The 23754-nt window shown below is 72.4% G+C and carries 14 protein-coding genes; 4 read left to right on the forward strand and 10 right to left on the reverse strand.

Annotation, left to right across the window (positions count from 1 at the left end; translation table 11 throughout):
- Window positions 1–395: 395 nt before the first annotated feature.
- Window positions 396–2387, forward strand: a complete 1992-nt coding sequence (locus AB0G63_RS13520) for a glycosyltransferase (protein WP_360749272.1) — start codon at window positions 396–398, stop codon at window positions 2385–2387.
- A gap of 22 nt (window positions 2388–2409) precedes the next feature.
- On the opposite strand, the gene AB0G63_RS13525 is transcribed toward AB0G63_RS13520, so the two are convergent.
- From AB0G63_RS13525 to AB0G63_RS13545, 5 genes are all read right to left on the reverse strand, one after another.
- Window positions 2410–4158, reverse strand: coding sequence for a serine/threonine-protein kinase (locus AB0G63_RS13525; RefSeq protein ID WP_360749036.1), 1749 nt, complete (start codon window positions 4156–4158; stop codon window positions 2410–2412).
- A 121-nt stretch (window positions 4159–4279) separates the two neighbouring features.
- A complete protein-coding gene (locus AB0G63_RS13530; RefSeq protein ID WP_360749039.1) occupies window positions 4280–5926 on the reverse strand; it encodes a protein kinase in 1647 nt (548 codons plus the stop codon).
- 72 nt (window positions 5927–5998) lie between these two features.
- A complete protein-coding gene (locus AB0G63_RS13535) occupies window positions 5999–7759 on the reverse strand; it encodes a protein kinase (RefSeq protein ID WP_360749275.1) in 1761 nt (586 codons plus the stop codon).
- Between the two features lie 162 nt (window positions 7760–7921).
- Window positions 7922–10537: a protein kinase gene (locus AB0G63_RS13540; RefSeq protein ID WP_360749042.1), complete on the reverse strand. Its 2616-nt coding sequence runs from the start codon at window positions 10535–10537 to the stop codon at window positions 7922–7924.
- A gap of 163 nt (window positions 10538–10700) precedes the next feature.
- Window positions 10701–12716 (reverse strand): serine/threonine-protein kinase, encoded by a 2016-nt coding sequence (locus tag AB0G63_RS13545; RefSeq protein ID WP_360749045.1) that lies wholly within the window; start codon window positions 12714–12716, stop codon window positions 10701–10703.
- Window positions 12717–12957: 241 nt separating this feature from the next.
- On the opposite strand from AB0G63_RS13545, the gene AB0G63_RS13550 reads away from it, so the two are divergent.
- Window positions 12958–14001 (forward strand): serine hydrolase domain-containing protein, encoded by a 1044-nt coding sequence (locus AB0G63_RS13550; protein ID WP_360749047.1) that lies wholly within the window; start codon window positions 12958–12960, stop codon window positions 13999–14001.
- A 483-nt stretch (window positions 14002–14484) separates the two neighbouring features.
- Here the strand turns inward: AB0G63_RS13550 and AB0G63_RS13555 are convergent, their stop codons facing one another.
- Window positions 14485–16191, reverse strand: coding sequence for a glycerol-3-phosphate dehydrogenase/oxidase (locus AB0G63_RS13555; protein ID WP_360749050.1), 1707 nt, complete (start codon window positions 16189–16191; stop codon window positions 14485–14487).
- 309 nt (window positions 16192–16500) lie between these two features.
- Here AB0G63_RS13555 and AB0G63_RS13560 point away from each other — a divergent pair, with 309 nt between their 5' ends.
- A complete protein-coding gene (locus tag AB0G63_RS13560; protein WP_360749053.1) occupies window positions 16501–17709 on the forward strand; it encodes a nucleotide sugar dehydrogenase in 1209 nt (402 codons plus the stop codon).
- A gap of 541 nt (window positions 17710–18250) precedes the next feature.
- Here AB0G63_RS13560 and AB0G63_RS13565 read toward each other — a convergent pair.
- The 4 genes from AB0G63_RS13565 to AB0G63_RS13580 form a co-directional block, all read right to left on the reverse strand.
- Window positions 18251–19375, reverse strand: a complete 1125-nt coding sequence (locus AB0G63_RS13565; RefSeq protein ID WP_360749056.1) for a GuaB3 family IMP dehydrogenase-related protein — start codon at window positions 19373–19375, stop codon at window positions 18251–18253.
- Between the two features lie 116 nt (window positions 19376–19491).
- Window positions 19492–20997 carry an IMP dehydrogenase gene (guaB, locus tag AB0G63_RS13570; protein ID WP_360749059.1) on the reverse strand — a complete coding sequence of 502 codons (1506 nt, stop codon included), beginning with the start codon at window positions 20995–20997 and terminating at the stop codon, window positions 19492–19494.
- Window positions 20998–21170: 173 nt separating this feature from the next.
- Window positions 21171–21758 carry a sigma-70 family RNA polymerase sigma factor gene (locus AB0G63_RS13575; RefSeq protein WP_108013267.1) on the reverse strand — a complete coding sequence of 196 codons (588 nt, stop codon included), beginning with the start codon at window positions 21756–21758 and terminating at the stop codon, window positions 21171–21173.
- Window positions 21759–22263: 505 nt separating this feature from the next.
- Window positions 22264–22875 carry a response regulator transcription factor gene (locus AB0G63_RS13580; protein WP_003948568.1) on the reverse strand — a complete coding sequence of 204 codons (612 nt, stop codon included), beginning with the start codon at window positions 22873–22875 and terminating at the stop codon, window positions 22264–22266.
- A gap of 380 nt (window positions 22876–23255) precedes the next feature.
- Between AB0G63_RS13580 and AB0G63_RS13585 the strand changes: the two genes are divergently transcribed.
- Window positions 23256–23585: a WhiB family transcriptional regulator gene (locus AB0G63_RS13585; protein WP_351893959.1), complete on the forward strand. Its 330-nt coding sequence runs from the start codon at window positions 23256–23258 to the stop codon at window positions 23583–23585.
- The last annotated feature ends 169 nt before the right edge of the window (window positions 23586–23754 follow it).

The raw sequence follows: 23754 nt of genomic DNA on the forward strand, positions 1-23754 counted from the left end.
ACCCGGACCGATCTTGCCCCCGGCCAGCCACAGTGAATCCAACGGACACCAAATAAATGTGACCCGAACAAAGATCGTCAAGCCCCGCCAACGAACCGACTGCACATGGCAAGCACACAGGATTAACCCACCTGATTCTTTTCGTTGCACAATGAACCGGACAGTGTGATTCTAAAAAGAATGCAATATTATGTCCGCTTTGCGGGTGGCCGAAAAACGCCGTTCACCTGCAACTTCACCAGTCGGGCACACCATGCGCTCGACAAGAGCATGGTAATTTCACAACCCTCTCAAGCTTCACAGGAACATTCTTTGAAGTCGGCGGAATTCTCGTGAGACATCGAGTTCCAGCATGGATAGCGAGGATTTTTTAACACCAGATGGAGACCGCGACAATGCCTGGCCCCACCGTTTCGGTGATTATCGCCGCGTACAACGCAATGCCCTATCTGACGCAATCCATATCCTCAGCTGCCGAGCAATCCATCGGCCAGGAAAACCTTGAGATCATCGTCGTAGACGACGGCTCCACCGACGGAACGGCGGCCGAACTGGCACGGCTGAACGAGGTGTATCCAGGGTTGATGCAGGTCGTCCACCAGGCGAACTCCGGCGGGCCCTCGGCCCCGCGCAATGCCGGGCTGGACCGGGCGCGCGGGGAGTTCGTGTTCTTCCTGGACGCCGACGACCACCTCGGCCCGGAAGCGCTGGAACGCATGGTCGCGATGTCGGTGGAGAACGGCACCGACATCGTGCTCGGCAAAATGGTGGGGATCGGCGGCCGAGACCTGCCGCAGTCGATGTTCAAGCGCAGCCAGCCGAAGACGGACGTCTTCACGTCTCGTGTCTACTGGGCGCTCAACCCGCTGAAGCTGTTCCGCCGGAAGCTGATCGAGAAGCATGGCCTGCGCTTCCCCACCGGTCTGCCCATCGGAGAAGACCAGCCGTTCGTGGCCCTCGCGTACCTCCACGCCTCCGGTATCTCCGTGGTCGCCGACTACGACTGCCTCTACTGCAACCTGCGGGAGGACGGCGGCAACACCACGGTGCGCAACGGCGGTTCCGAGCCGAGACTGCTTTTCCTGCCACGCATGGTCGATCTGCTGCTGGAGCGCGTACCGCCTGGTCCGGGCCGCGACCACCTGGCGCACCGGCATCTCACGGTGGACGTCCAGCAACTGCTGAACGACCACCTTGTGCACGAGCCCCGCGAAGTGCAGGAGAAGGCCCTCGAACGGCTATCGGAGATCATCGCCCCGTTGTGGCACGACGGGATGAACGACCGTCTCTCGGCCATGGCCCGGCTGCGGCTGCACCTCGTACGGCACCGGATGCTCGACGAACTGCTGGAGGTCGTCGAGTTCGACAAGGAGATCTCCCGCAGCAAGGCGGCCACCCCCGTCCTGGTGGACGGCGGCCGCGCCTACGCCCGCTACCCCTACCTGCGCGACCCGGTCCACGCCGTCCCCGACCTCTGCTACGACGTCACCGCTCAACTCGGCACACGTCACCACGTCAGCCGGGCGGAATTACGCGGCACGGAGCTGCACTTGGCGGGCCACGCCTACCTTCACCGGGTGGTGACACAAGACGTCACCACGGAACTGATCCTGCGGGAACGCGACACCGCGGCCGAGTACCGGCTCCCGGTCACGCACACCGCGACACCCGGGCTCGGCGCGGACGCGGACGAGGGCCGGTTCACCTACGACCTGGCCGGCTTCGAGGCGGCCGTCGACATCACCACGGCCGCCGACGGCGGGCCGCTCGGCGACGGCCTGTGGGACCTCTACCTCTCCGTGGGAGCCCAGGGGATCTCGAAGGAGGTACGCATCGGCGCGAAGCGGGCCGAGAGCGTCTCCGCCGGGCCCAGCACGCGCATCGTCGCCATCGGCGAGGAGCTGCGCTCCCTCACCCTCTACGCCACCAAGCCGTACGGCAACTTCACCCTGGACCTCGGTGAACGCAAGCACAAGGTGCTGCCCAGGCTGAGCCTCGACGGCATCGGCTGGGCAGCCGGAGCTCCCACCGAACTGGAGATCACCGGGCGGTGCGCTCTGGACGCGTATCCGGACGGCGCTCTGAAGGTGGTGCTCGACGACGACCGCGGCGGCACCGTGAGCTTCGTCGCCCGGCAGGCCGCCGACGGCCGATTCGTCGTACGAGTCCCCATCCAGGAACTCACCGCCGGCCTCTGGGGCGGCGAACTGCGCATCGGAAGCTGGGCATTGGCCCTCCCGCCGGTACCCCGGAGCCTGCCCCCGGCCAAGTGGCGCCGCCGCGCTCTGCCCTGGTACGCCGAGCCGGTTCGGGACGCCGGTGACCGGTTCGCGCTGCTGGTGGCGAGGGCCAGTCTGGTCAGGGGGCTCGCCGGGCCGGGCAGGTGACGCGGAGCGGCGGGCGTTCGCGTCAGGGCTTGTCGATGCGCCAGTTCGCCACGGCCGCCGCCGCGATGCGCTTGCCCTCGTCGGTGAAGTAGCCCTTGCCCGGGTAGTCGATCCAGATCCAGTACATGTCGCCGTTGCCGGCGCGGTAGTAGAGGGTCCGGGCCTGGCGCACGCGGGGGTGCGAGGGGTCCGTGGTCGTGTAGGTGATGAGGTTCTCCGCGGCCTTGCCGCCCCGGTACGTGGTTTCCCGCGGCTCCCCCTTCGGCGCGGGCTCGGAGGCGATGTCCCAGCCGTACTCGCCGTCCTTGAGGTTCGCCCAGTCCGCGAACGCCTTCTCCGACGCGGACGCGGGAATCCCGTTGTCCTTGTCGTCGGCCTTGACGTCGCGGTTGACGTAGATCCGCACCGCTCCGCTGGGGTCGCTGAACTGCGCGTCCGTGCCGTCGGATCCGGAGAGGTCGTCGGCGGTGAACGAGGCGGGCACACCGACCGTCATCCCGGCCTTCGAGCCGAGGTCGTGCGTCTTCCAGCCCGTCGGCAGCGTCCCCGCGAACGGGTCCGCGATCAGCAGGTACGCCGCCACCGCGGCCGCGACGATCCCCGCGCCGAGCCCGAGCCACGCCTTCCGGCCCAGCCGGAGACCGCCGCGCACCACCCGCACGGCCTGGGTGGGCGGCGGCGCGGGCGGGTCCGCGGCCTCCCGCAGCAGCGCCCGCACCCGGTCCGCGCCGGGCCTGCGCGCCGGGTCCTTCTGCAGCAGGCCGTTGATGGCCTCGGCGAGCGGGCCCGACGCCGAGGCGGGCGGCGCGGGGGTGGCGTTCAGGACGGACTGCAGGGTGGCCGGCGTGTTGCTGCGGCGGAACGGCGAGACGCCCTCCGTCGCCGCGTACAGCACCACGCCCAGCGACCACAGGTCGGAGGCCGGGCCGGGGCGCTGCCCCAGCACCCGCTCCGGGGCGATGTACTCGGGCGAGCCGACGAAGCCGCCGGTGTCCGTCAGGTTGGTCTCGCCCTCGATCTGCGCGATGCCGAAGTCGGTCAGCACCACCCGGTCGTGACGGCCCAGCAGGACGTTGTCGGGCTTGACGTCCCGGTGCAGGATGCCCGCGGCGTGCGCGGCCTCCAGCGCGCCGAGCACCTCCAGGCCCACGCGGGCCGCCTCGCGCGCGTCCAGCGTGCCCTCCTGCAGGGCGCTGCCGAGCGAGCGGCCCTGCACCAGCTCCATGACGATCCACGGCTGCCCGTCGACCACGGCCACGTCGTGGACGTTGACCACCGCGGGATGGTCGAGACGGGCGGCGGCGCGTGCCTCGCGGCGCATCCGCTCGAAGGCGTTGGCGCGTTCGCGCTCGGAAAGGTGGTCGGGGACGCGGGGCTCCTTGACGGCGACCTCGCGGTCGACCGTCTCGTCCTTGGCGTGCCACACGGTGCCCATGCCGCCGTGCCCGAGCTTGCTCAACAGCCGGTAGCGACCGGCGATCAGCCGCCCGGCGCCCGGGTCCTGCGGGGCCTGCGGGATCTGCGGGGCCTGCGCGGAGTGGGCGGCATGGGCAGGCTGCGCGGCATGTGCGGACTGCGCCTGCGGCGGGACGATCCGGGTGGGCGCCGGGTGCGGGCTCCCGTAGTGGTCCGCGTGCGGGCTCACGTGCGAGTTCGGATGCGGGTCCGGACGCGGGTCCGGGTGTGGGTTCGCATGTGGCTGCTTCGGCGGTTGCAGTACAAAACTCGTCGTGTCGTCGGACTCACGACCGGGGCCCCCGTTGCTGCTCATGCGTCCATCCATATCGCGCCGCGCGGCCTCGCATCCACACCGCCGGCCCACCGGTCACAGACCCGTGACTTTCCGGGCGCGCCCCTGTCCCGGCGCGCCCCGTCCGGCCGCTCGAACGCGGTCAGGTACGCGTGAACGTGTCGACGGCGACGTCGAAGTACTCCTTCGCCTCCCGCACCTTGCCGACCGGCGCCGACACCCACACGTCGTACAACCGCCCGTCCTCCTCCCAGCACAGGTCGTAGGTGTGCCGGGCGCCTTCCGCCTGTGTGAAGCCGTTCCAGGTGAACTCCCAGAGCGCGGCCGGGCGTCCGTGGTGGCGGGTCTCGCTGACCCGGCCGTCGCGGTAACCGGGGTTGTTCTCGGGGCCGTCGGCGGCCGCGCGGCGCATCACCGCCGTGGGGCCGCCCGGTTCGGGGTCGGCGACCCGCACGCCGATGCGGAAGGTGTCGCCGGGCGACGTGTAGAAGATCCGTTCCCCCTGCGGGCTGCGGGTGAAGCCCTCCGGCACGGCGAGGGCGAAGCCGGCCGGGTCGTCGGCGAGGCGGTAGCCGGAAGGGGCCGACGGAAGCGTGCGGTCGGCTCGGGAGACGGTGGCCGCCGGGGTGCCCGGCGACGCCGACGCGCTCGCAGAGGTCCCCGGCGACACGCCGGCCGAGGTCCCCCGTGACGCGCCGGCCGACGTCCCGGGCGCCGGGCTCACCGGCGTACGGCCGCCGCCGTCGCCGCCGTCCGTCAGCAGCGCCGCCGCGGACACGCCCGCCCCGGCCATCGCGGCGACGAGCAGCGCGGCGACCAGCACGCCCCGCTTCGAGGTCCTCGTCTGTGCGGTGGGGGACGACGGCGCGTGCGGGTGGAGGACGTCCGGCCGGGTGGGGGTGTGGCCGCGGGAGGGCTGCGGGAGGTGGCCGGGCGGGAGCCGCGGGGTGCGGCCGGTGTCGTGGAACTCGCGCAGCATCCGCTCCGCCCGGTCCGCGTCCAGCCGCCGGCCGGGGTCGCGTTCCAGCAGGCCGCGTACGACGGGCAGCAGCGGCTCGGCCTGCGGGGGCGGGCGGATCTCGTCGAACACGACCGCGTGCAGGATGCCGCCCAACGAGTCGCGCCGGAACGGCGACCTGCCGCTCAGCGCCGTGCACAGCAGCGCGCCCAGCGACCACAGGTCGGACGCCGGCCCGGTGCCGGCCCCGGACATCCGTTCCGGCGCGGTGTACTCGGGCGAGCCGACGAAGGAGCCCGTCTCGGTGAGGGTGGTGGCCCCCGCGACCTGGGCGATGCCGAAGTCGGTGAGGACGACCCGGTCGGTGCCGGACTCCAGCAGGACGTTGGCGGGCTTGACGTCCCGGTGCAGCACGCCGGCCTCGTGCGCGGTGCGCAACGCGCTGAGCAGGTCGGCGCCGATGCGCGCGACCTCGGCGGCGTCGAGCGGCCCGCGCGCGGAGATGCGGTCGGCCAGCGAGCCGCCGTCGATCAACTCCATTACCAGGTAGGGGCGTTCGTTCTCCTCGACGACGTCGTGGACGACGACGATGTGCGGATGGCGCAGCTGGGCCACGGCGCGCGCCTCGCGCAGGGTGCGGTCGCGCTGGCGGCGGACCTCCTCGGCGGAGAGCGTCTCGTCGAGATCGAGGGGTATCTCCTTGACCGCCACCTGCCGGCCGAGCAACTGGTCGGTCGCCCGCCACACCACGCCCATGCCGCCGCGTCCGAGCCTGGCCTCGAGCCGGTAACGGCCCGCGATGACGCGGACGCCTTCCCCCTCGGTCCCCATGCGCCCCATCATGCCGCACCGGACGGACCGGCTCCGGGACGCCGACCGGCCAACTCCGTCAGTCCGGCCGGATCAGGGCGTCTGTTCCTGCCAGCCCCGCAGCACCGCCGTGAACTGCTTGCTGGTGCGCGCCCAGTCCGCCGCCGGCGAGGACATGTAGAGCACGTACTCGGCGCCGTTCCGGGACATGTACGCCTCCTCGACGGCGCGCCGCGGGCCGGGGAACGGCGTGTCCTTGGGCTGCGCGGTCCAGGTGTACTCCCAGATGGAGCCGCTGCGGTCGCGGTAGACGTTCTGCTGGAGCCGTATGACGTTGTAGTCGACCAGCCGCTGCAGTTGCTGCTCCAGGTCGGACTGGTGCGAGTAGGCGTCGTTGAAGTCGGGCGAGGTGTCGACGGCGATGCGGAGGAAGTGCTCGCCGCCGTCGGGCGTGTAGTCGACCTGTCTCAGGTCGGGGTCGGCCTGACTCGGGTCGCCTTCGAATTCGACGACCTGCCGCTTCCAGCCGGGGGGCAGGTAGACGCTGAAACCCCACGGGTCGTCGTAGCGCTTCCACGTGGCGGGAACGATTCCCCCGGGCTGGCCGGTGAGCGTGTTCGTCGCGGTCGGGGAGGGGGTTGGCGTCGGCGACGCGGTTCCCCCGGCTGTGCCGCTCTGCCGTCCCGCCTCCCACTTCTGCAGCGCCACGACGGTGCCCGCGCCGACGATCGCGGCCAGGGCCAGCGCGAGCGCGAAGGTGCGCAGGCGCAGGCGCCGGCGTTCGGGCGGCGTGGGCGTGCGGTGCGCGGGGCCGGCCTGCGTGGGTCCGGCCGCGGTGGGTCCGGTGACCGTGGGTCCGGTGACCGTGGGTCCGGCCGTCGGGGGTCCGGCCGTCGGGAGTCGGATGGCCGTCGGTCCGGTGACCTGGGGGTACGGCGTGGCGGTGGCCGGGTGCGGCCCGGTGCGCGGCTCCGGGGCGCGGCGGACGGGTCCGGCCTGCGTGGCCTGCGTGGGCACGAACGCCTGCGCCGCGTCGGGCCGGCGCCCCTCGGCGGCCTCGGCGAGCAGCTGCTCGGCCGCGTCGGCGCCGGGGCGCGCGGCGGGGTCCTTGTGCAGCAGCGCGGCGATGACGGGCCCGAGCGGGCCGGCGTGCTGCGGCTCGTCGGCCGCCTCCTCGACGACCGCCTGCATGGTGGACAGCGGCGAGGTGCGCCGGAACGGCGACCTGCCCTCGACGGCCGTGTAGAGCGTGGCGCCGAGCGCCCACAGGTCGGAGGACGGACCGGGATCGTGTCCGCGGACGCGCTCGGGGGCGAGGTAGTCGACCGAGCCGACGACCTCCCCGGTGCGCGTGATGGTGGTGTCGCCCTCGATCTGGGCTATGCCGAAGTCGGTGAGCAGGACACGCCCGTCGTGTCCGAGGAGGACGTTGCCGGGCTTGACGTCGCGGTGCAGGACGCCTGCTGCGTGCGCGGCGCGCAGCGCGCGCAGCACCCACAGGCCGATGCGGGCGGCCTCGGTGGGCTCGAACCGGCCGTGCTGCCGGACCGCCTCGGCCAGCGAGTGCCCCTCGACCAGCTCCATCACGATCCACGGGCGGCCGTCGTGCTCGAGCACGTCGTGCACGGTGACGACGGCGGAGTGGTTGATCCGCGCGGCGGCACGGGCCTCGGCCCGGGTGCGGGCGAGCAGGCGCTCCCGGTCGCTCTCGGAGACGTAGAGCGCGGCCGTCAGCTCCTTGATGGCGACGGCCCGGTGCAGCACCTCGTCGTGGGCACGCCACACGCGGCCCATGCCGCCGGTACCGATCGAGTCGGCGAGCCGGTAGCGGCCCGCGACGAGCTGGCCCTGCATCTGATTCACGTGCCCCCGCAATGGTCTTGACAAAGTCAGACTAAGGATCGGCCCGCGTCGCGGGAAGCGGCGGCACGCCACGGAGACCGCACTGTGACGGTTGTCGCTCCCGGCTTCGGAGAGCAACCGTTCGGGCCCGTCACGGACCGTCGGGGGGCGGGGTCAGCGGGTGACCCGGTACGTGGCCGACGCCTGCTCGAACAGCCGCGTCACCTCGTCCCGTTCCGACTCCGGTCCGCGGACCTGTACGACGTGGTAGCGGCCGTTCACCAGGATCGCGAGGTTGCGTACGAAGAGGTCGTGCCCCGCGTCGTCCGTCCAGGTGAACTGCCCTTCGGCCATGGTCCGTCCGCCCACCTCGATGGTCCGCAGACCGGTGGCGGTGGCCCAGCTGGAGCTGCGGTAGGGCTGCAACTCGTGTTCCTTGTCCCGCTGGTAGGCCATCGGGTCGCTGCCGTAGGTGCCCGCCCCGTCCCGGCCGGGCACGACGATGAGCTCGAAGTCGCCGTGCGCGTAGACCACCTGGTTCCAGTTGTTCTTGGGCGTGCGGGACCAGCCCTTGGCCACGGCGACCTGGAAGCCCTCCGGGTCGGTGCGCAGGGTGAAGCCGTCGGCGACGTCGGGGCCGGTGGTCTGGGTCTCGGTGGCGGCGGCCGACTTCGACGCGCTGGGCTCGGACCCGGGCGAGGTCTGGTCGGGCCGCGGCTCGCTGCTCGCGCTGTCCGACTGCTCGGGCGCCGGGCCGGCTTGGCCCGCCACTCCGGTGCGGTCGCCGCTCGCCGCGCCGTGGTCGCCGGCCTTCGGCATGAACATCACGGCGTAGGCGACCGCCCCGGCCAGCAGGAGCAGGATCAGCACCAGCAGGGTGCGGCCGAGCCGGCGCGGCGAACGCGCCTCCTGCCGGGACCGCTTGTGCCGCCCGTGCGGAGTGGTCGCGGGCAGTCCGGCGCGCCGTCTGCGCACCAGCTCGCCCCGCCGCCGCACGACCGGGAGCCGGCTGACGTCGACGGGCGGCGCCGGGACGACGTGGGTGCCGGCGTCCGGTTCGGGCGCGGACCGCACCAGCGACCGCAGCCAGCCCCCCAGTTCCTCGAAGTCCAGGCGCTCGGTCGGGTCCTGGCGCAGCAACGACTCCACGACCGGCCTGAGCGGCCCGCACTCCTCGGCGAAGGCGGGCGGTTCGGCGCACACCATCTGCACCAGTTCGGCCGTCGACTCCTCCGGGTACGGCGCGTGCCCCTGCACGGCTCTGAACAGGAGCGCCCCGAGCCCCCACAGGTCGGTCGCAGGCCCGATGGGCGGTGCGAGCTGCCAGTTCTCGTGCACGGGCCCGGCCTGCTCCGGCGCCCACCGCTCGGTCACCGGACCCACGACCGCCATCCGCGCCTGCCGGGCCCGTTCGGCGGCGAGTGCGGTGGCCGGGCCGCGGTGGCGGACGGGGGTGCCAGCCACCAGGTCGTCCCAGCGGCCCGTCGGCTGGGCGGCGGGAGCCGCATGGCTGTCGGGGGTGCCGGAAGCTCCGGGGGTGCCGGGGGCGCCAGGGGTGCCGGGGGCGCCAGGGGTGTGGCCCGTCGAGGTGCCGACGGCCGGGGGGAGTGCCCCTGCCGCCGGTCCGGGGCCCGCCGTGGTGCGGGGAGACGCGCCGTGCCAGGGCTTGCCGCCCACGCCGTAGGGGTCGGCTATCTGGCCCGGAGGTGTCGTGGTGCCGGGCTGCGGTGCCGGGTTGCCCTCCTGGGTCACCGCGCCGCTCTCGGAGGCGGGGTGGGCTCCGGGCAGAGCCGTCCGTCCGGCCTGCTGCGTCTCCTGGACGCGGGCCGCCGCCCGGGCGCCCGCCCGGTAGGCGGCGATGGCCCCGGCGCGGGCGGCTCTGATGTCTCCGCCCGTTTCGAGCGCGCCGCGCGCGAGGGCGCCCGAGGCGCCGTTCGCGGTGCCGCCGCCGGCCGTGGCCGTGGCCGCGGGCAGTCCGCCGGCGGCCCGTGCCTCGATCGCGGCCCGCCGCGCGGCCTCCGGATCCCCGGCGAACGCCCCGCCCGGGCCGCCGGGACCGCCGGGACCACCGGGACCAGCAGGACCTCCGGAACCCCCGGGGCCGCCGTGGCCGTCGGCCGCCCCCGCGCCGCCGGGCTGCGCCGCGCCCGGCCCGGTGTGCTCGTCGTCGTCCGGCGCCGGCACCGGGTCGTAGCCGCACAGCGCCTCCTCGGCGGCGCCCACCGCGAGGCCGGTCAGCATGACCCGGCCGTCGTCGCAGACGAGTACGGTCCGGGCGGTGATGTTCCGGTGCACCCAGCCGTGGGCGTGCAGCACCCGCAGCGCCATCAGGACGTCGGAGGCGACCTCGGCCGCCCGGTACGGCGTCAGCGGCTTCTCGGCGAGCAGGGCGGCGAGCGGCCGCGCGGCCACCAGCTCGCTGACGATCCACAGCGAACCGCCCTCGGCGAACACGTCGAAGACCTGGTCCAGCCGCGGGTGGTCGGGGATCCGGGCGGCGGCCTGCGCGGCCTCGACCGCCCGCCGTACGGCCGGATCGGTGGGCCGCCGCGGCCCGCCGCGGCCCGGGGTGCGCCGCGTCCCCCGGTCACGCGCTGTGAAACCGTCGGGCAGCCCCTCCGCGTCGAGCACCTCCGCCTCGACGATCTCCGGCAACGGGACCTGGCGGACGAGGACTTCCTGCCCGCTGTAGGTGTCGAAGGCCCGGGTCTCGGTGAGTTCGTACTCGTCCGAGGGCGGTAGCGGCAGACGGTAACGGTCGGCGAGAACCCGTCCCGCGTAGTCGTCCACGTTGCCTCCCCCGGCCGTCCGGTTGGTCAGATCCGTTCGCCTCGCGTCCCGTTCCGTGACTCCGCCCGGCTGCGTACGGTCCGCAAGCCTTCACGATACGTGCCGGAGGCAACCCGCAGAGAGGGGATGTCAGATCTCGCGCCCCGAACACGGGACGCGAGCGTCACGACTTGGGTTCGAACGTCTTCGCGAGGGTCTTCCAGGTGTCCTTACGCAGGCCGGTGTCCCACTTCGCGGCTTTCGCGGTGTACATCAGCGCGTGTCCGAGATGGTCGTTGACCACGAACCCCCGGTCGATGGTCCGGTACTTCGTCCCGCTCTCCTGATAGGTGAATTCCCAGTCGGCCGTGTTCCAGCCGCGGTAGTCCACCTTCTCTATGCGGATCCTGTGGTACTGAGAGCGCGTCATGTAGCGCTCCTGGTTCTTCCAGTCGGCCACCGGGTCGCTCTTGGGCGTGGACGTCCAGCCTATGAGGAGCTTCTGCCCGTCGGGCCCGGTGAACCGGTCTCCCGCGGCCCCCGTCGACTGGTACTTCCAGCCTTCGGGCAGACCGATCGAGTACCCCTGGCTCCCGTGGTACGTCGACTCGGCCGCGCCGCCGTCACCGGACGAACCGCCGGTGGCCGCGCCACCCGTGCCCGTACCGCTCGAGTTGGACGCGCTCGCGCCGGAGTCGCCGGACGTCGGGGACGCCGACGCGGAGGAGGGCGTCGCGGACCCGTCCGTACGGGTCCCGTCGCCCTTGTCCTCCTTGGTGTCGGGGCCGGCACTCGCGCTCGCGGCGGTCTTGCCCGCGCCGTTCCCGGCGCCCTGCGAGCCCTTGTCGTCGTCCCCGCCGAGGGTGAAGGCCAGCACGGTGCCGAGCACGGCGAGCGCCACGGCCACCGCGAGGATGACCAGCGTCCGCCTCGGCACCACGTCGGTGAGCGGCGCCCGGGGCGCCGGCCGCGGCGGCAGATCCGGCGGGGTCATCACGGGCCAGCCCGAACTCTGCCCGCCGGAGCGCGTGTTGTCCCCCTGCGCCGCCGCGTTCGGTCCCCCCTGTGAGGCCGCCGCGGCGGACGGGGCGGCAGTCGCCGAAGCGGCCGGGGAGGGCTTCGCGGCGGCCGGCGACGCCGAGGCGGCAGGTGCTCCCTCGTCCGCGGTGCCGCCTTCCCGCTTGCCGCGGGTCTTGGCGGCGTCAGCGGCCGCTCCGGTGACCAGGCCGGCCTTCCGCACCGAACGCAGCGCCCCGCGCCGCCGGTCGGGCTGCTCGGGCAGCGGCACGACCTTCGTCGCGTCGGCCGGCTCGGACGGGTCCGCCTCCGGGCCGGGCGCGTGGATGACGGCGTTCAGCATCGCCCGCGCACCAGCGTCGTCGAGCCGCTGCGCGGGGTCCTTGGTGAGCAGGCCGTAGATGACGTCCCGCAGCGGCCCGGCGTTCTTCGGTTCCTCCAGCGGCTCGGTCATCACCGCGGTGAGGGTCGCGATCGCGGAGCCCTTGTCGTACGGCGGGACGCCCTCGACCGCCGCGTACAGCAGCCCGCCGAGCGACCACAGGTCGGCCGCGGGGCCCGGCTTGTGCCCGCGGGCGCGCTCCGGGGAGATGTAGGAGGGCGCGCCGACGAGCATGCCCGTCGAGGTGATGGACGGGTCGCCCTCGACCTGGGCGATGCCGAAGTCGGTGAGCACGACCCGGTCGGTCCCGGACTCCAGCAGCACGTTGGACGGCTTGACGTCGCGGTGCAGGATGCCTTCGCGGTGCGCCGACCTGAGCACGTCGAGGACGGCGAGGCCGACCTCGGCGGCCCGCTTCGGCTCCAGCAGGCCGTCCTCCCGGATGACCTCGGCGAGCGACTTGCCCTCGACGAGTTCCATCACGATCCACGGCCGGTCGTCCTCGTCGACCACGTCGAAGACCGTCACGGCGCTGTTGTTGCGGATCCGCGCGATCGCCTTCGCCTCGCGCAGCGTGCGCGTGATGAGGCGGCGCTTCTCCTCTTCGTCGATGTTCGCCGGGAACCGCAGTTCCTTGACGGCGACCGTCCGGCCCAGGGTCTCGTCCTCGGCGCGCCACACCGTGCCCATGCCGCCGCGGCCGAGCACCTTTCCCAGCCGGTACCGCCCGGCGAGAAGACGCTCGCTGTTGTCCTGACGAGTGTCCTGACGGGATGTGCCCGCCCGCTCCGCCTCCGACATGCGTCCCCTCATGCAACCCGCCCTGACAGAGCCTCCATTGTCCCTCACCCGACAAGTGCCCGACGCCCAGGGTGCTTATGGCGTCCTGTCGGCCCCGGCGCACCCGGCCCGTATGGTTCCGGACACTCGGTGCACCCGGCTCCGGACGCCCCCGCGCCCCGGCCGCCGCGGGCCCGGACCCGGTGAAGTGCCATTTCAGCCACCCTGGATGATGGGCCGCGACAAGGGAAGGACCCCTGCGATGCCACCGATTCGGACACTACTGGCCGTACCGCTGGCCGTCGCCCTGCTCGCCCTGGCCCCGGCCGCCTCCTCCGCACCTTCGGTACCGGCGACGGACGCCGTCCTCCCGCTGCTGGTCACCCGGGGCGGAACCCCCGCCGCGGCCCTGCTCGCCCAGGAGGAGACCGGTACCCGCTACGACGGGGTCGGCCGGGGCATCGCCCGCGCCGACCACTTCCGCGCCGGCAGCATCACGAAGACCTTCCTCGCGACGGTCGTCCTGCAACTGGCCGCGCAGCACCGGCTGTCCCTGTCCGACACCGTGGAGCGGCACCTGCCGGGCGTGGTGCGCGGAGCGGGCAACGACGGCCGCGCGCTGACCCTGCGCGCCCTGCTCACCCACACCAGCGGCCTGTACGACTTCACCCGGGACACCGGGGGCGTCGTCCCCGTCTCCCCGCGTCAGGCATTGCACATCGCGCTCACCCATCCCCCGGCCGCTCGCGGCCGCTTCGCCTACTCCAACACCAACTACGTCCTGCTCGGCCTGGTCGTCGAGCGGGTCACCGGCCGCTCCTACGCCGCCGAGGCCGAACGCCGGATCATCGCTCCGCTGGGTCTGACCGGCACCTCCTTTCCCGGTTCCCGCGCCACTCTTCCCTCCCCGCACGGCCGCGCCTACGACGCCGACGGGACCGACGTCACCGACATCGACCCGCGAGTGGCCGGCGCCGCGGGCGAGTTGGTGACCACGCTCGCCGACCTGAACCGCTTCTACGCGGCGCTGCTCGGCGGCGAGCTGCTGCCGGCGCGTGCCCTGCACGAGATGCTCGACACCCGTGCCGCACACGGCGCGTACGGCATGGGCCTGTTCCCCGCGAGGCTGCCGTGCGGCGTCACGGTGTGGGGGCACAACGGGCGCATCACCGGCAGCTACGTGCGCACCGCGGCCACCGTCGACGGCCGTCGCGTCCTCACCTTCCACGTGAACACGACGTCGATCGCGGATCCCGGCCTGGAGCCCCGCCTGCTCGCCGCCGAGTTCTGCCCTCGCACCCCGTAGAACGACCGGGCCCCGAACGGAGATCCCACCTCGCGCCACTCGTTCGAGTGAAGCCGGACAGTCACCACGATCCGCCGGGACAGCCCGAGCCCCAGGGACCACCCGAGCCGCAGAACCGCCGGACCCGCGAGGACCACCCGAGCCACAGGGACCCCGAGCCGCACGGACCGCCGGACCCGCGAGGACCACCCGAGCCACAGGGACCCCGAGCCGCAGGGACCACCGGACCCGCGAGGACCACCGGAGCCACAAGGACCACCCGAGCCGCGAGGACCACCCGAGCCGCGAGGACCACCCGAGCCGCGAGGACCACCCGAGCCACAGGGACCCCGAGCCGCAGGGACCGCCGGACCCGCGAGGACCACCCGAGCCACAGGGACCACCGGACCCGCGAGGACCACCCGAGCCACAGGGACCACAGGGACCGCCGGGGGACCGCAGGGACCGCCTGCCGCGCCGCCCCACCAGCGACCCCGCCCGCCGTCACAACGGCACGATGTCCGGCGCCCCCAGCCGCGCCGCGTCCGCCGTCAGGTCGTCCGGCTGCCGCTGCGACTCCCGCTCGGCCTCCACCCGCTTCTCGTAGTGCTCGACCTCGCGTTCGACGTGGTCCTTGTCCCAGCCGAGCACCGGCGCCATCAGTTCGGCGGCCTCACGGGCGCAGCGCGTGCCCCGGTCGAACGTCTCTATCGAGATGCGGGTGCGCCGGGTCAGCACGTCGTCCAGGTGCCGGGCGCCCTCGTGCGAGGCGGCGTACACGACCTCGGCGCGCAGATAGTCGTCGGCGCCCTGCAGGGGCCGGCCCAGGGAGGCGTCGGCGGCGACGAGGTCGAAGACCTCCTCCGCCATGGTGCCGAACCTGTTCAACAGGTGCTCCACGCGCGCCACGTGCAGGCCGGTCCGGGCGGCGATCCGCGCCCGCGCGTTCCACAGCGCCCGGTAGCCCTCCGCCCCCAGCAGCGGGACGTCCTCCGTCACGCTCTCGGCGACCCGCAGGTCGAGGCCGTGCACCGCCGCGTCCACCGCGTCCTTGGCCATCACCCGGTAGGTGGTGTACTTGCCGCCGGCCACCACCACCAGCCCCGGCACCGGGTGCGCCACGGTGTGCTCCCGCGACAGCTTGCTGGTGGCCTCCGACTCGCCCGCGAGCAGCGGGCGCAGACCGGCGTACACGCCCTCCACGTCGTCGCGCGTGAGCGGTATCGCGAGCACCGAGTTGACGTGCTCCAGCAGGTAGTCGATGTCCGCGCTGGACGCGGCCGGGTGTGCCTTGTCGAGGTCCCAGTCGGTGTCCGTGGTGCCGATGATCCAGTGCCGGCCCCACGGGATGACGAACAGCACCGACTTCTCGGTGCGCAGGATCAGCCCGGTCGAGGAGTGGATGCGGTCCTTGGGCACGACGAGGTGGATGCCCTTGGAGGCCCGGACGTGGAACTGGCCGCGCTCCCCCACCATGGCCTGTGTGTCGTCGGTCCACACGCCCGTGGCGTTGACTATCTGCTGGGCGCGCACCTCGTACTCGCCGCCCGCCTCGACGTCCAGCACGCGCGCGCCGACGACCCGTTCGCCCTCGCGCAGGAAGCCCGTCACGCGCGCGCGGTTGGCGACCTTCGCGCCGTACGACGCGGCGGTGCGCACCAGCGTCGTCACGAAGCGGGCGTCGTCGACCTGGGCGTCGTAGTACTGGAGCGCCCCGACGAGGGCGGACGCCTTCAGCGCCGGTGCCACCCGGAGAGCGTGACGGCGGCTCAGGTGACGGTGCATCGGCAGGCCCCGGTCGTGGCCGCGGGTCATCGACATGGCGTCGTAGAGCGCGACACCCGACCCGGCGTACAGGCGCTCCCAGCCATGGCGTTGCAGGGGATACAGGAACGGCACCGGCTTCACCAGGTGCGGGGCGAGGCGCTCCAGCAGCAGTCCGCGTTCCTTCAGCGCCTCGCGGACGAGCGTGAAGTCGAGCATCTCCAGGTAGCGCAGGCCGCCGTGGATCAGCTTGCTGGACCTGCTGGACGTGCCCGAGGCCCAGTCGCGCGCCTCGACCAGGCCCGTGGACAGGCCGCGGGTCACGGCGTCCAGGGCGGTGCCCGCGCCGACCACGCCGCCGCCCACCACCAGTACGTCCAGTTCCCGCTCGGTCATCGCCGCCAGTGACCCGGCGCGCTGTGCCGGTCCCAGAGTCGCTGTCCTCACCGCTGCCTCCCGCTCTCCCGCTATCGGTCGCGCAGGCCGCACCCGGTGGGCGAAGCCCGGTTCCTTACCCTCATGCCCAAATTCTGACCGGCTCGCCCGGCTTCAGCCACCACTCGCCCCAGCCTGTGGACAACCGCTCACCCCCAGCCTGTGGACAACCTTCACGGCCCGCGGCCCGCCGGAAAACACAGACGACCAATGCCGTATATCGGTCATATTTACTCCTAGTCTGACATTGCGCTCGCCCGTTCTGCCCTCAGGGCTTGCGCACCTGTCCCGCGTCGGTTACTGGGAAGGACGGCCCACGCCATGCCCGCAGATCTCGCCGTCATCGGACTCGGCCCCTACGGCCTGCCCCTGGCCCAGGCGGCCGTCGCCGCCGGCATCCCCACACTCGGCTACCGCACCGGACCCGAAGCCGGCTCGCTCAGCCCCGCCGAGCTGCGCCGGATGCTCGCGGGAGGCTTCCGGCACGCCTCCGGCCCCGCCGAACTGGGTCGCGTCCGCACCGCCGTCATCTGCGCGCCGACCCCGCGCGGCGCGGACGGCGGACTCGACCTCGGCCAGGTCGAGGCGGCGGCCCGGGTGCTGGCGGCGCGCCTGCGCCCGCACACCACCGTGATCCTGGAGTCGCCCGTGCCCCCCGGCACCACCGAGGACTTCCTGCGCCCGCTCCTCGAAGAGGGCTCCGGGCTGCGCGCCGGCCGCGACTTCCACCTCGCCTATTCACCCACCCGGGTGGATCCCGGCAACCGCGACCACACCCCGGCCAACACCCCCAAGGTGATCGGCGGCCTGACCCCCGCCTGCACCGAGTCGGCCGCCGCGTTCTACGGCCGCCTCACCGACAAGGTGGTACGCGCGCGTGGCCCCCGCGAGGCGGAGACCGTGCAGCTGCTGGAGACCAACTTCCGGCACGTCAACATCGCCCTGGTCAACGAGATGGCCGTGCTCTGCCACGACCTGGGCGTCGACCTGTGGGACGTCGTGCGCTGCGCGGAGACCAAGCCGTTCGGCTTCCACACCTTCCGCCCCGGGCCCGGCGTCGGCGGCCACGCCGTCCCGCAGGACCTGGCCGGGCACGCGGGCCGCCCCCTGCGCATGGTCGAACTCGCCCAGCAGGTGAACACCCAGATGCCCCGTTACGTCGTCCAGCGCGCCGCCGCCCTCCTCAACGAGCACGGCAAGTCGGCCCGGGGCGCGCGCGTGCTGCTGCTGGGCGTCACCTACAAGCCCGACCTCGCCGACCAGCAGGCCACCCCCGCCCGGGAGGTCGCCGTGCGCCTGATGGAGCTCGGCGCCCTCGTCAGCTACCACGACCCGCACGTCCCGTCCTGGAACGTCCTCGACCGCCCGGTCCCGCGCGCGGACTCCCTCTACGAGGCCGCGGCCGACGCCGACCTGACGATCCTGCTCCAGCAGCACCGCACGTACGACCTGCAGGGCCTGTCGGTGAAGGCGCAGCTGCTGCTGGACACGCGGGGGGCGACGCCCACGGGGGCGGCGCACCGGTTGTGAAGGGGGCGCGCGCGGACGGCCGCGCGTCCGGGGCCGCTGGCATGCCGGTCACCGCGCCGCTAGCCTGTGAACAGGCGGAGCCCACCGCAGCGGGTACTGCGGCAGGCTCCCGGATGGATCACGGAGTGTCCGTCCCTACTGTGTATAGGGACGGCCGCTCACCATCCGAAAAGCCGCAAGATCCACCTCCTCCGGCACTGCACCATCCGAAGACGGTATCGGTCCCAGAGGGTCGGCTTGCGGTGGCGGCCCATGGGGGCCCCTTCCACGACGCCGCCCAGAGACCCGGTAGGCAGCACGTCGGATGTCGGGCCGGGCCCCGAGGGCCGGGGTCCGGAACCTTGTCCTTGGAAGGGGGCGCCCCACACGACTGGGTCGCCGGACACGGACACTATCGCCTCATACGACCCGTTCAGCACGCATTCGCCCTGAACGCAACCGTGCGCCCCCTACATCGCAAACGCGCCCCACTCGCCCCCAGGCGCGCAAAAAGGGCCCGGACCGAAACGTGGTCCGGGCCCTTTCGGGCGTGCCGTGCGGCCTACCGCCTGTGCTGGGAGTCCGCCACCGTCACCTCGACCCGCTGGAACTCCTTCAGCTCGCTGTAGCCGGTCGTGGCCATGGCCCGCCGCAGCGCGCCGAAGAAGTTCATCGAGCCGTCGGGGGTGTGCGACGGGCCCGTCAGGACCTCCTCGATGGTGCCGACCGTGCCCAGGTCGACCTTCTTGCCGCGCGGCAGCTCCTCGTTGACCGCCTCCATGCCCCAGTGGTGGCCCTGGCCCGGCGCGTCCGTCGCGCGGGCCAGCGGGGAGCCCATCATCACCGCGTCGGCGCCGCAGGCGATCGCCTTGGGCAGGTCGCCGGACCAGCCGACGCCGCCGTCCGCGATCACGTGCACGTACCGGCCGCCGGACTCGTCCATGTAGTCACGGCGGGCGGCGGCCACGTCCGCGACCGCCGTCGCCATCGGGACCTGGATGCCCAGCACGTTGCGCGTGGTGTGCGCGGCCCCGCCGCCGAAGCCGACCAGTACGCCCGCGGCGCCCGAGCGCATCAGGTGCAGGGCCGCCGTGTACGTGGCGCAGCCGCCGACGATCACCGGCACGTCGAGTTCGTAGATGAACTGCTTCAGGTTCAGCGGCTCGGCCGCGCTGGAGACGTGCTCCGCCGAGACCGTGGTGCCGCGGATGACGAAGATGTCCACGCCCGCGTCGACGACCGCCTTGGAGAACTGCGCGGTGCGCTGCGGGGAGAGCGCGGCCGCGGTGACCACGCCCGAGTCGCGCACCTCCTTGATGCGCGCGCCGATCAGCTCCTCCTTGATGGGGGCCGCGTAGATCTCCTGCAGGCGGCGGGTCGCCGCGTCGGAGTCCAGCCCGGCGATCTCGTCGAGCAGCGGCTGCGGGTTCTCGTACCGCGTCCACAGGCCCTCGAGGTTGAGCACGCCCAGGCCGCCGAGTTCGCCGATGCGGATCGCGGTGGCCGGCGAGACGACCGAGTCCATGGGGGCGGCCAGGAAGGGCAGCTCGAAGCGGTAGGCGTCGATCTGCCAGGCGATCGAGACCTCCTTCGGGTCCCGCGTACGGCGGCTGGGGACGACGGCGATGTCGTCGAAGGCGTACGCCCGGCGGCCGCGCTTGCCGCGCCCGATCTCGATCTCAGTCACGTCTGTGGCCTTTCCCTGATGCGTTGCAGCGTCTTCCAGTATCGCCGACGGGCACGACAAGGGCGGCCCCGGATGTTCCGGGACCGCCCTCGGTGTGCCTCACGCGTGCGCGTGCGTCACGCCCTGCTGCCGTAGTTCGGCGCCTCGACCGTCATCTGGATGTCGTGCGGGTGGCTCTCCTTCAGACCCGCCGAGGTGATCCGCACGAACTTGCCCCTGGCCTGCAGCTCCGGGACCGTCCGGCCGCCGACGTAGAACATCGACTGGCGCAGGCCGCCGACCAGCTGGTGCACGACCGAGGAGAGCGGGCCGCGGTAGGGCACCTGGCCCTCGATGCCCTCGGGGATCAGCTGCTCGTCGGAGGCGACGCCCTCCTGGAAGTAGCGGTCCTTGGAGAACGACTTGCGGTCGCCGCGGGACTGCATGGCGCCCAGCGAGCCCATGCCGCGGTAGGACTTGAACTGCTTGCCGTTGATGAACAGCAGCTCGCCCGGCGACTCCTCGCAGCCCGCGAGCAGCGAGCCCAGCATCACCGTGTCGGCACCCGCGACCAGGGCCTTGGCGATGTCGCCGGAGTACTGCAGGCCGCCGTCGCCGATGACCGGCACGCCGGCGTCCTTCGCGGCGAGCGCGGCCTCGTAGATGGCCGTGACCTGCGGGACGCCGATGCCGGCGACGACGCGGGTGGTGCAGATGGAGCCGGGGCCGACGCCGACCTTGATGGCGTCGGCGCCCGCGTCGACGAGGGCCTGGGCGCCGTCGCGGGTGGCGACGTTGCCGCCGATGACGTCGACGGAGGAGTTCGACTTGATCTTGGCGATCATGTCGCCGACCAGCCGGGAGTGGCCGTGCGCGGTGTCGACGACGATGAAGTCGACGCCCGCCTCGATCAGCGCCTGGGCGCGCTCGAAGGCGTCACCGGCCACGCCGACCGCGGCGCCGACCAGCAGCCGGCCCTCGGCGTCCTTGGCGGCGTTCGGGTACTTCTCCGCCTTGACGAAGTCCTTGACGGTGATCAGGCCCTTGAGGACGCCCTCGTCGTCGACCAGCGGCAGCTTCTCGATCTTGTGCTTGCGCAGCAGCTCCATGGCCTCGACGCCGGAGATGCCGACCTTGCCGGTGACCAGCGGCATCGGCGTCATGACCTCGCGGACCTGGCGCGTGCGGTCGTTCTCGAAGGCCATGTCGCGGTTGGTGACGATGCCGAGCAGCTTCTTGTTCCCGTCGGTGACGGGCACGCCGCTGATGCGGAACTTGGCGCACAGCGCGTCGGCCTCGGCGAGGGTGGCGTCCGGGTGCACCGTGATCGGGTCGGCCACCATGCCGGACTCCGAGCGCTTCACCAGGTCGACCTGGTTGGCCTGGTCCTCGATGGAGAGGTTGCGGTGCAGGACGCCGACGCCGCCCTGGCGGGCCATCGCGATCGCCATGCGCGACTCGGTGACCTTGTCCATGGCGGCGGACAGCAGCGGGATGTTCACCCGCACGTTCTTGGAGACGTACGAGGCGGTGTCGATCTCGTCGGGTGCCATGTCCGACGGGCCCGGCAGCAGCAGCACGTCGTCGTAGGTCAGCCCGAGTGTCGCGAATTTTCCGGGCACTCCGTCGACGTTGGCAGTCATGACACCTTCCCCAAATGGCCTTGCTCGGTGCGGATGTCCATGCTAACGGGAAGCGCGGCTGTCCCATTCCACGGTTTTAGGCCTGTGCGGGCTTCGGATGTTCGTATGTTCCTACGGAACTGGCTCGCATGTTCCTACGGAAGCGGCGCACCGCCTGTTCAACTGAGGGGCGCCTACTGCTCGGCGAGCGCGCGCAGCCGGCTCAGCGCCCGGTGCTGCGCGACGCGCACGGCCCCGGGTGACATTCCCAACATCTGGCCGGTCTCCTCGGCCGTGAGACCCACCGCGATGCGCAGCAGCAGCAGCTCCCGCTGATTCTCGGGCAGGTTGGCCAGCAGTTTCTTGGCCCATTCGGCGTCGCTGCTGAGCAGCGCCCGCTCCTCGGGGCCCAGCGAGTCGTCCGGGCGCTCCGGCATCTCGTCGGACGGGACGGCCGTCGAACCGGGGTGCCGCATGGCCGCGCGCTGCAGGTCGGCGACCTTGTGGGCGGCGATGGCGAAGACGAACGCCTCGAAGGGACGCCCGGTGTCCTTGTAGCGCGGCAGGGCGAGGAGGACGGCGACGCAGACTTCCTGCGCGAGGTCCTCGACGAAGTGGCGCGCGTCGCCGGGCAGCCGGGACAGCCGGGTGCGGCAGTAGCGCAGGGCCAGCGGGTGGACATGGGCGAGCAGGTCGTGCGTGGCCTGCTCGTCCCCGTCGACGGCACGGTGGACGAGCGCACCGATCGCCCCCGCGGCGCCCGCCGCCTCGTCCTCGCGCATCGGTCCATGGTGCCTTGCGGCCTTGCGGTCCGCGGCACCGCGCCCGATGTTGTGCACCGAAGCGTTATGAGCAGGTGCGCCGGCACTCATCCCCTGCGCCCTCCCCTTCCGCTCGACCGACTCGTCCCCGGAAGACTCCACATCTCAAGGATGCGGCATCCGCGCCGAAACGAGCAGCGGGCACCCGGCGGTCGCCTCCGCGCAGCGGATTCGAGGAGGTGCGGGCGCGTGCCGCACGTCCGGACCCCCCGCGACTCGCCTCGCCCCGCCCACCCGACGGCAGGCGGGGGTGTCCGTGGGCCCCGCTGCTGCGCACGGCGTGTCCACGCACGGCGTGTCCGCGGACGGGGTGTCCGGGCACGGGGTGTCCGGGCACGGGGTGTCCGCGCACGGCGAGTCTGGGCACGGCATGTCTGCGCAAGGGGTGTCCGCGCACGGCGCATCTGCGCAAGGGGTGTCCGCGCACGGCGCATCTGCGCAAGAGGTGTCCGCGCACGGAGTGTCCCTAGCGGACCAGGCCCCACCGGAAGCCGAGCGCCACGGCGTGTGCCCGGTCCGAGGCGCCGAGCTTCTTGAACAGCCGGCGCGCGTGCGTCTTGACGGTGTCCTCGGAGAGGAACAGCTCACGGCCGATCTCCGCGTTGGACCGGCCGTGGCTCATGCCTTCCAGCACCTGGATCTCACGCGCGGTGAGCGTGGGCGCGGCGCCCATCTCGGCGGAGCGCAGCCGGCGGGGGGCCAGACGCCAGGTCGGGTCGGCGAGGGCCTGCGTGACGGTGGCGCGCAGCTCCGCGCGCGAGGCGTCCTTGTGCAGGTAGCCCCGGGCGCCGGCGGCGACCGCGAGGGCCACGCCGTCCAGGTCCTCGGCCACGGTGAGCATGATGATGCGCGCGCCGGGGTCGGCGGACAGCAGCCGGCGCACGGTCTCGACGCCGCCCAGTCCGGGCATGCGCACGTCCATCAGGATCAGGTCCGAGCGGTCGGCGCCCCAGCGGCGGAGGACTTCCTCGCCGTTGGCCGCGGTCGTCACGCGCTCGACGCCGGGCACGGTCGCGACCGCGCGGCGGAGCGCCTCTCGGGCGAGCGGGGAGTCGTCGCAGACGAGGACGGATGTCATGGCCGCCCTCCGCAGCTGATGCACGTCACCTTGAGCCTCCAGGCTGGTACGAATCGTCACCTGTGCGGTCGACCCGCTCGGACGCCTGCCCGAGCACTTGCGGTGCCAACCGCCTCCGCCTTCTCAACGACGGTCACTCGAAAGAGTTACGGGGCCGTGTGCCATCTTCGGCACTCTACGTGAGGGGCCGGACACGGTGGAGACATGCGCGGGGGACTCACCACGTTTCACCACACGCCATGCCCCATTCGGACCCTTTTCTTCCCATCTACAGGTGTCTGAGGCTAGATTCGCAATGAGTCATATTTTCATCTCCTTAGATCGTAGTTGTGCGGTCATCGCCACCGTATCCGCTCAGAACGGCTACAAGGGGTCATGTAATGGCAGATTTCTCCCGCCTTCCCGGACCGAACGCGGACCTGTGGGACTGGCAGCTCCTGGCCGCCTGCCGTGGAGTGGACAGCTCGCTCTTCTTCCACCCGGAGGGTGAGCGCGGTGCGGCCCGGAGCGCTCGTGAGAACTCGGCCAAGGAGGTCTGTATGAGGTGCCCCGTCCGCGCACAGTGCGCGGCGCACGCGCTGGCCGTGCGCGAGCCGTACGGCGTGTGGGGCGGCCTGACCGAGGACGAGCGCGAAGAACTCATGGGAAGGGCGCGCAACCGGCTGGTATCGGCGTCGGCGACCGGCGGGGACAGCGTCTCGAACAACTGAAGGAACGTTTCTTCAAGGAAGGCACGATGGGTACGCGAACGCGTGCCCATCCTTTTGCCCCCGGTGGCTCGCCCCGGCCACCGGAATCCCCGACTGTCCCGCCCCTACTACCGGGCCCCCGCTGCCCCACCCCTACTACCGGGCCCCCGGCTACCGGACGGCCGGCTAC

The sequence above is a fragment of the Streptomyces sp. NPDC020996 genome, from assembly GCF_040641355.1.
Classification (GTDB): Bacteria; Actinomycetota; Actinomycetes; order Streptomycetales; family Streptomycetaceae; genus Streptomyces.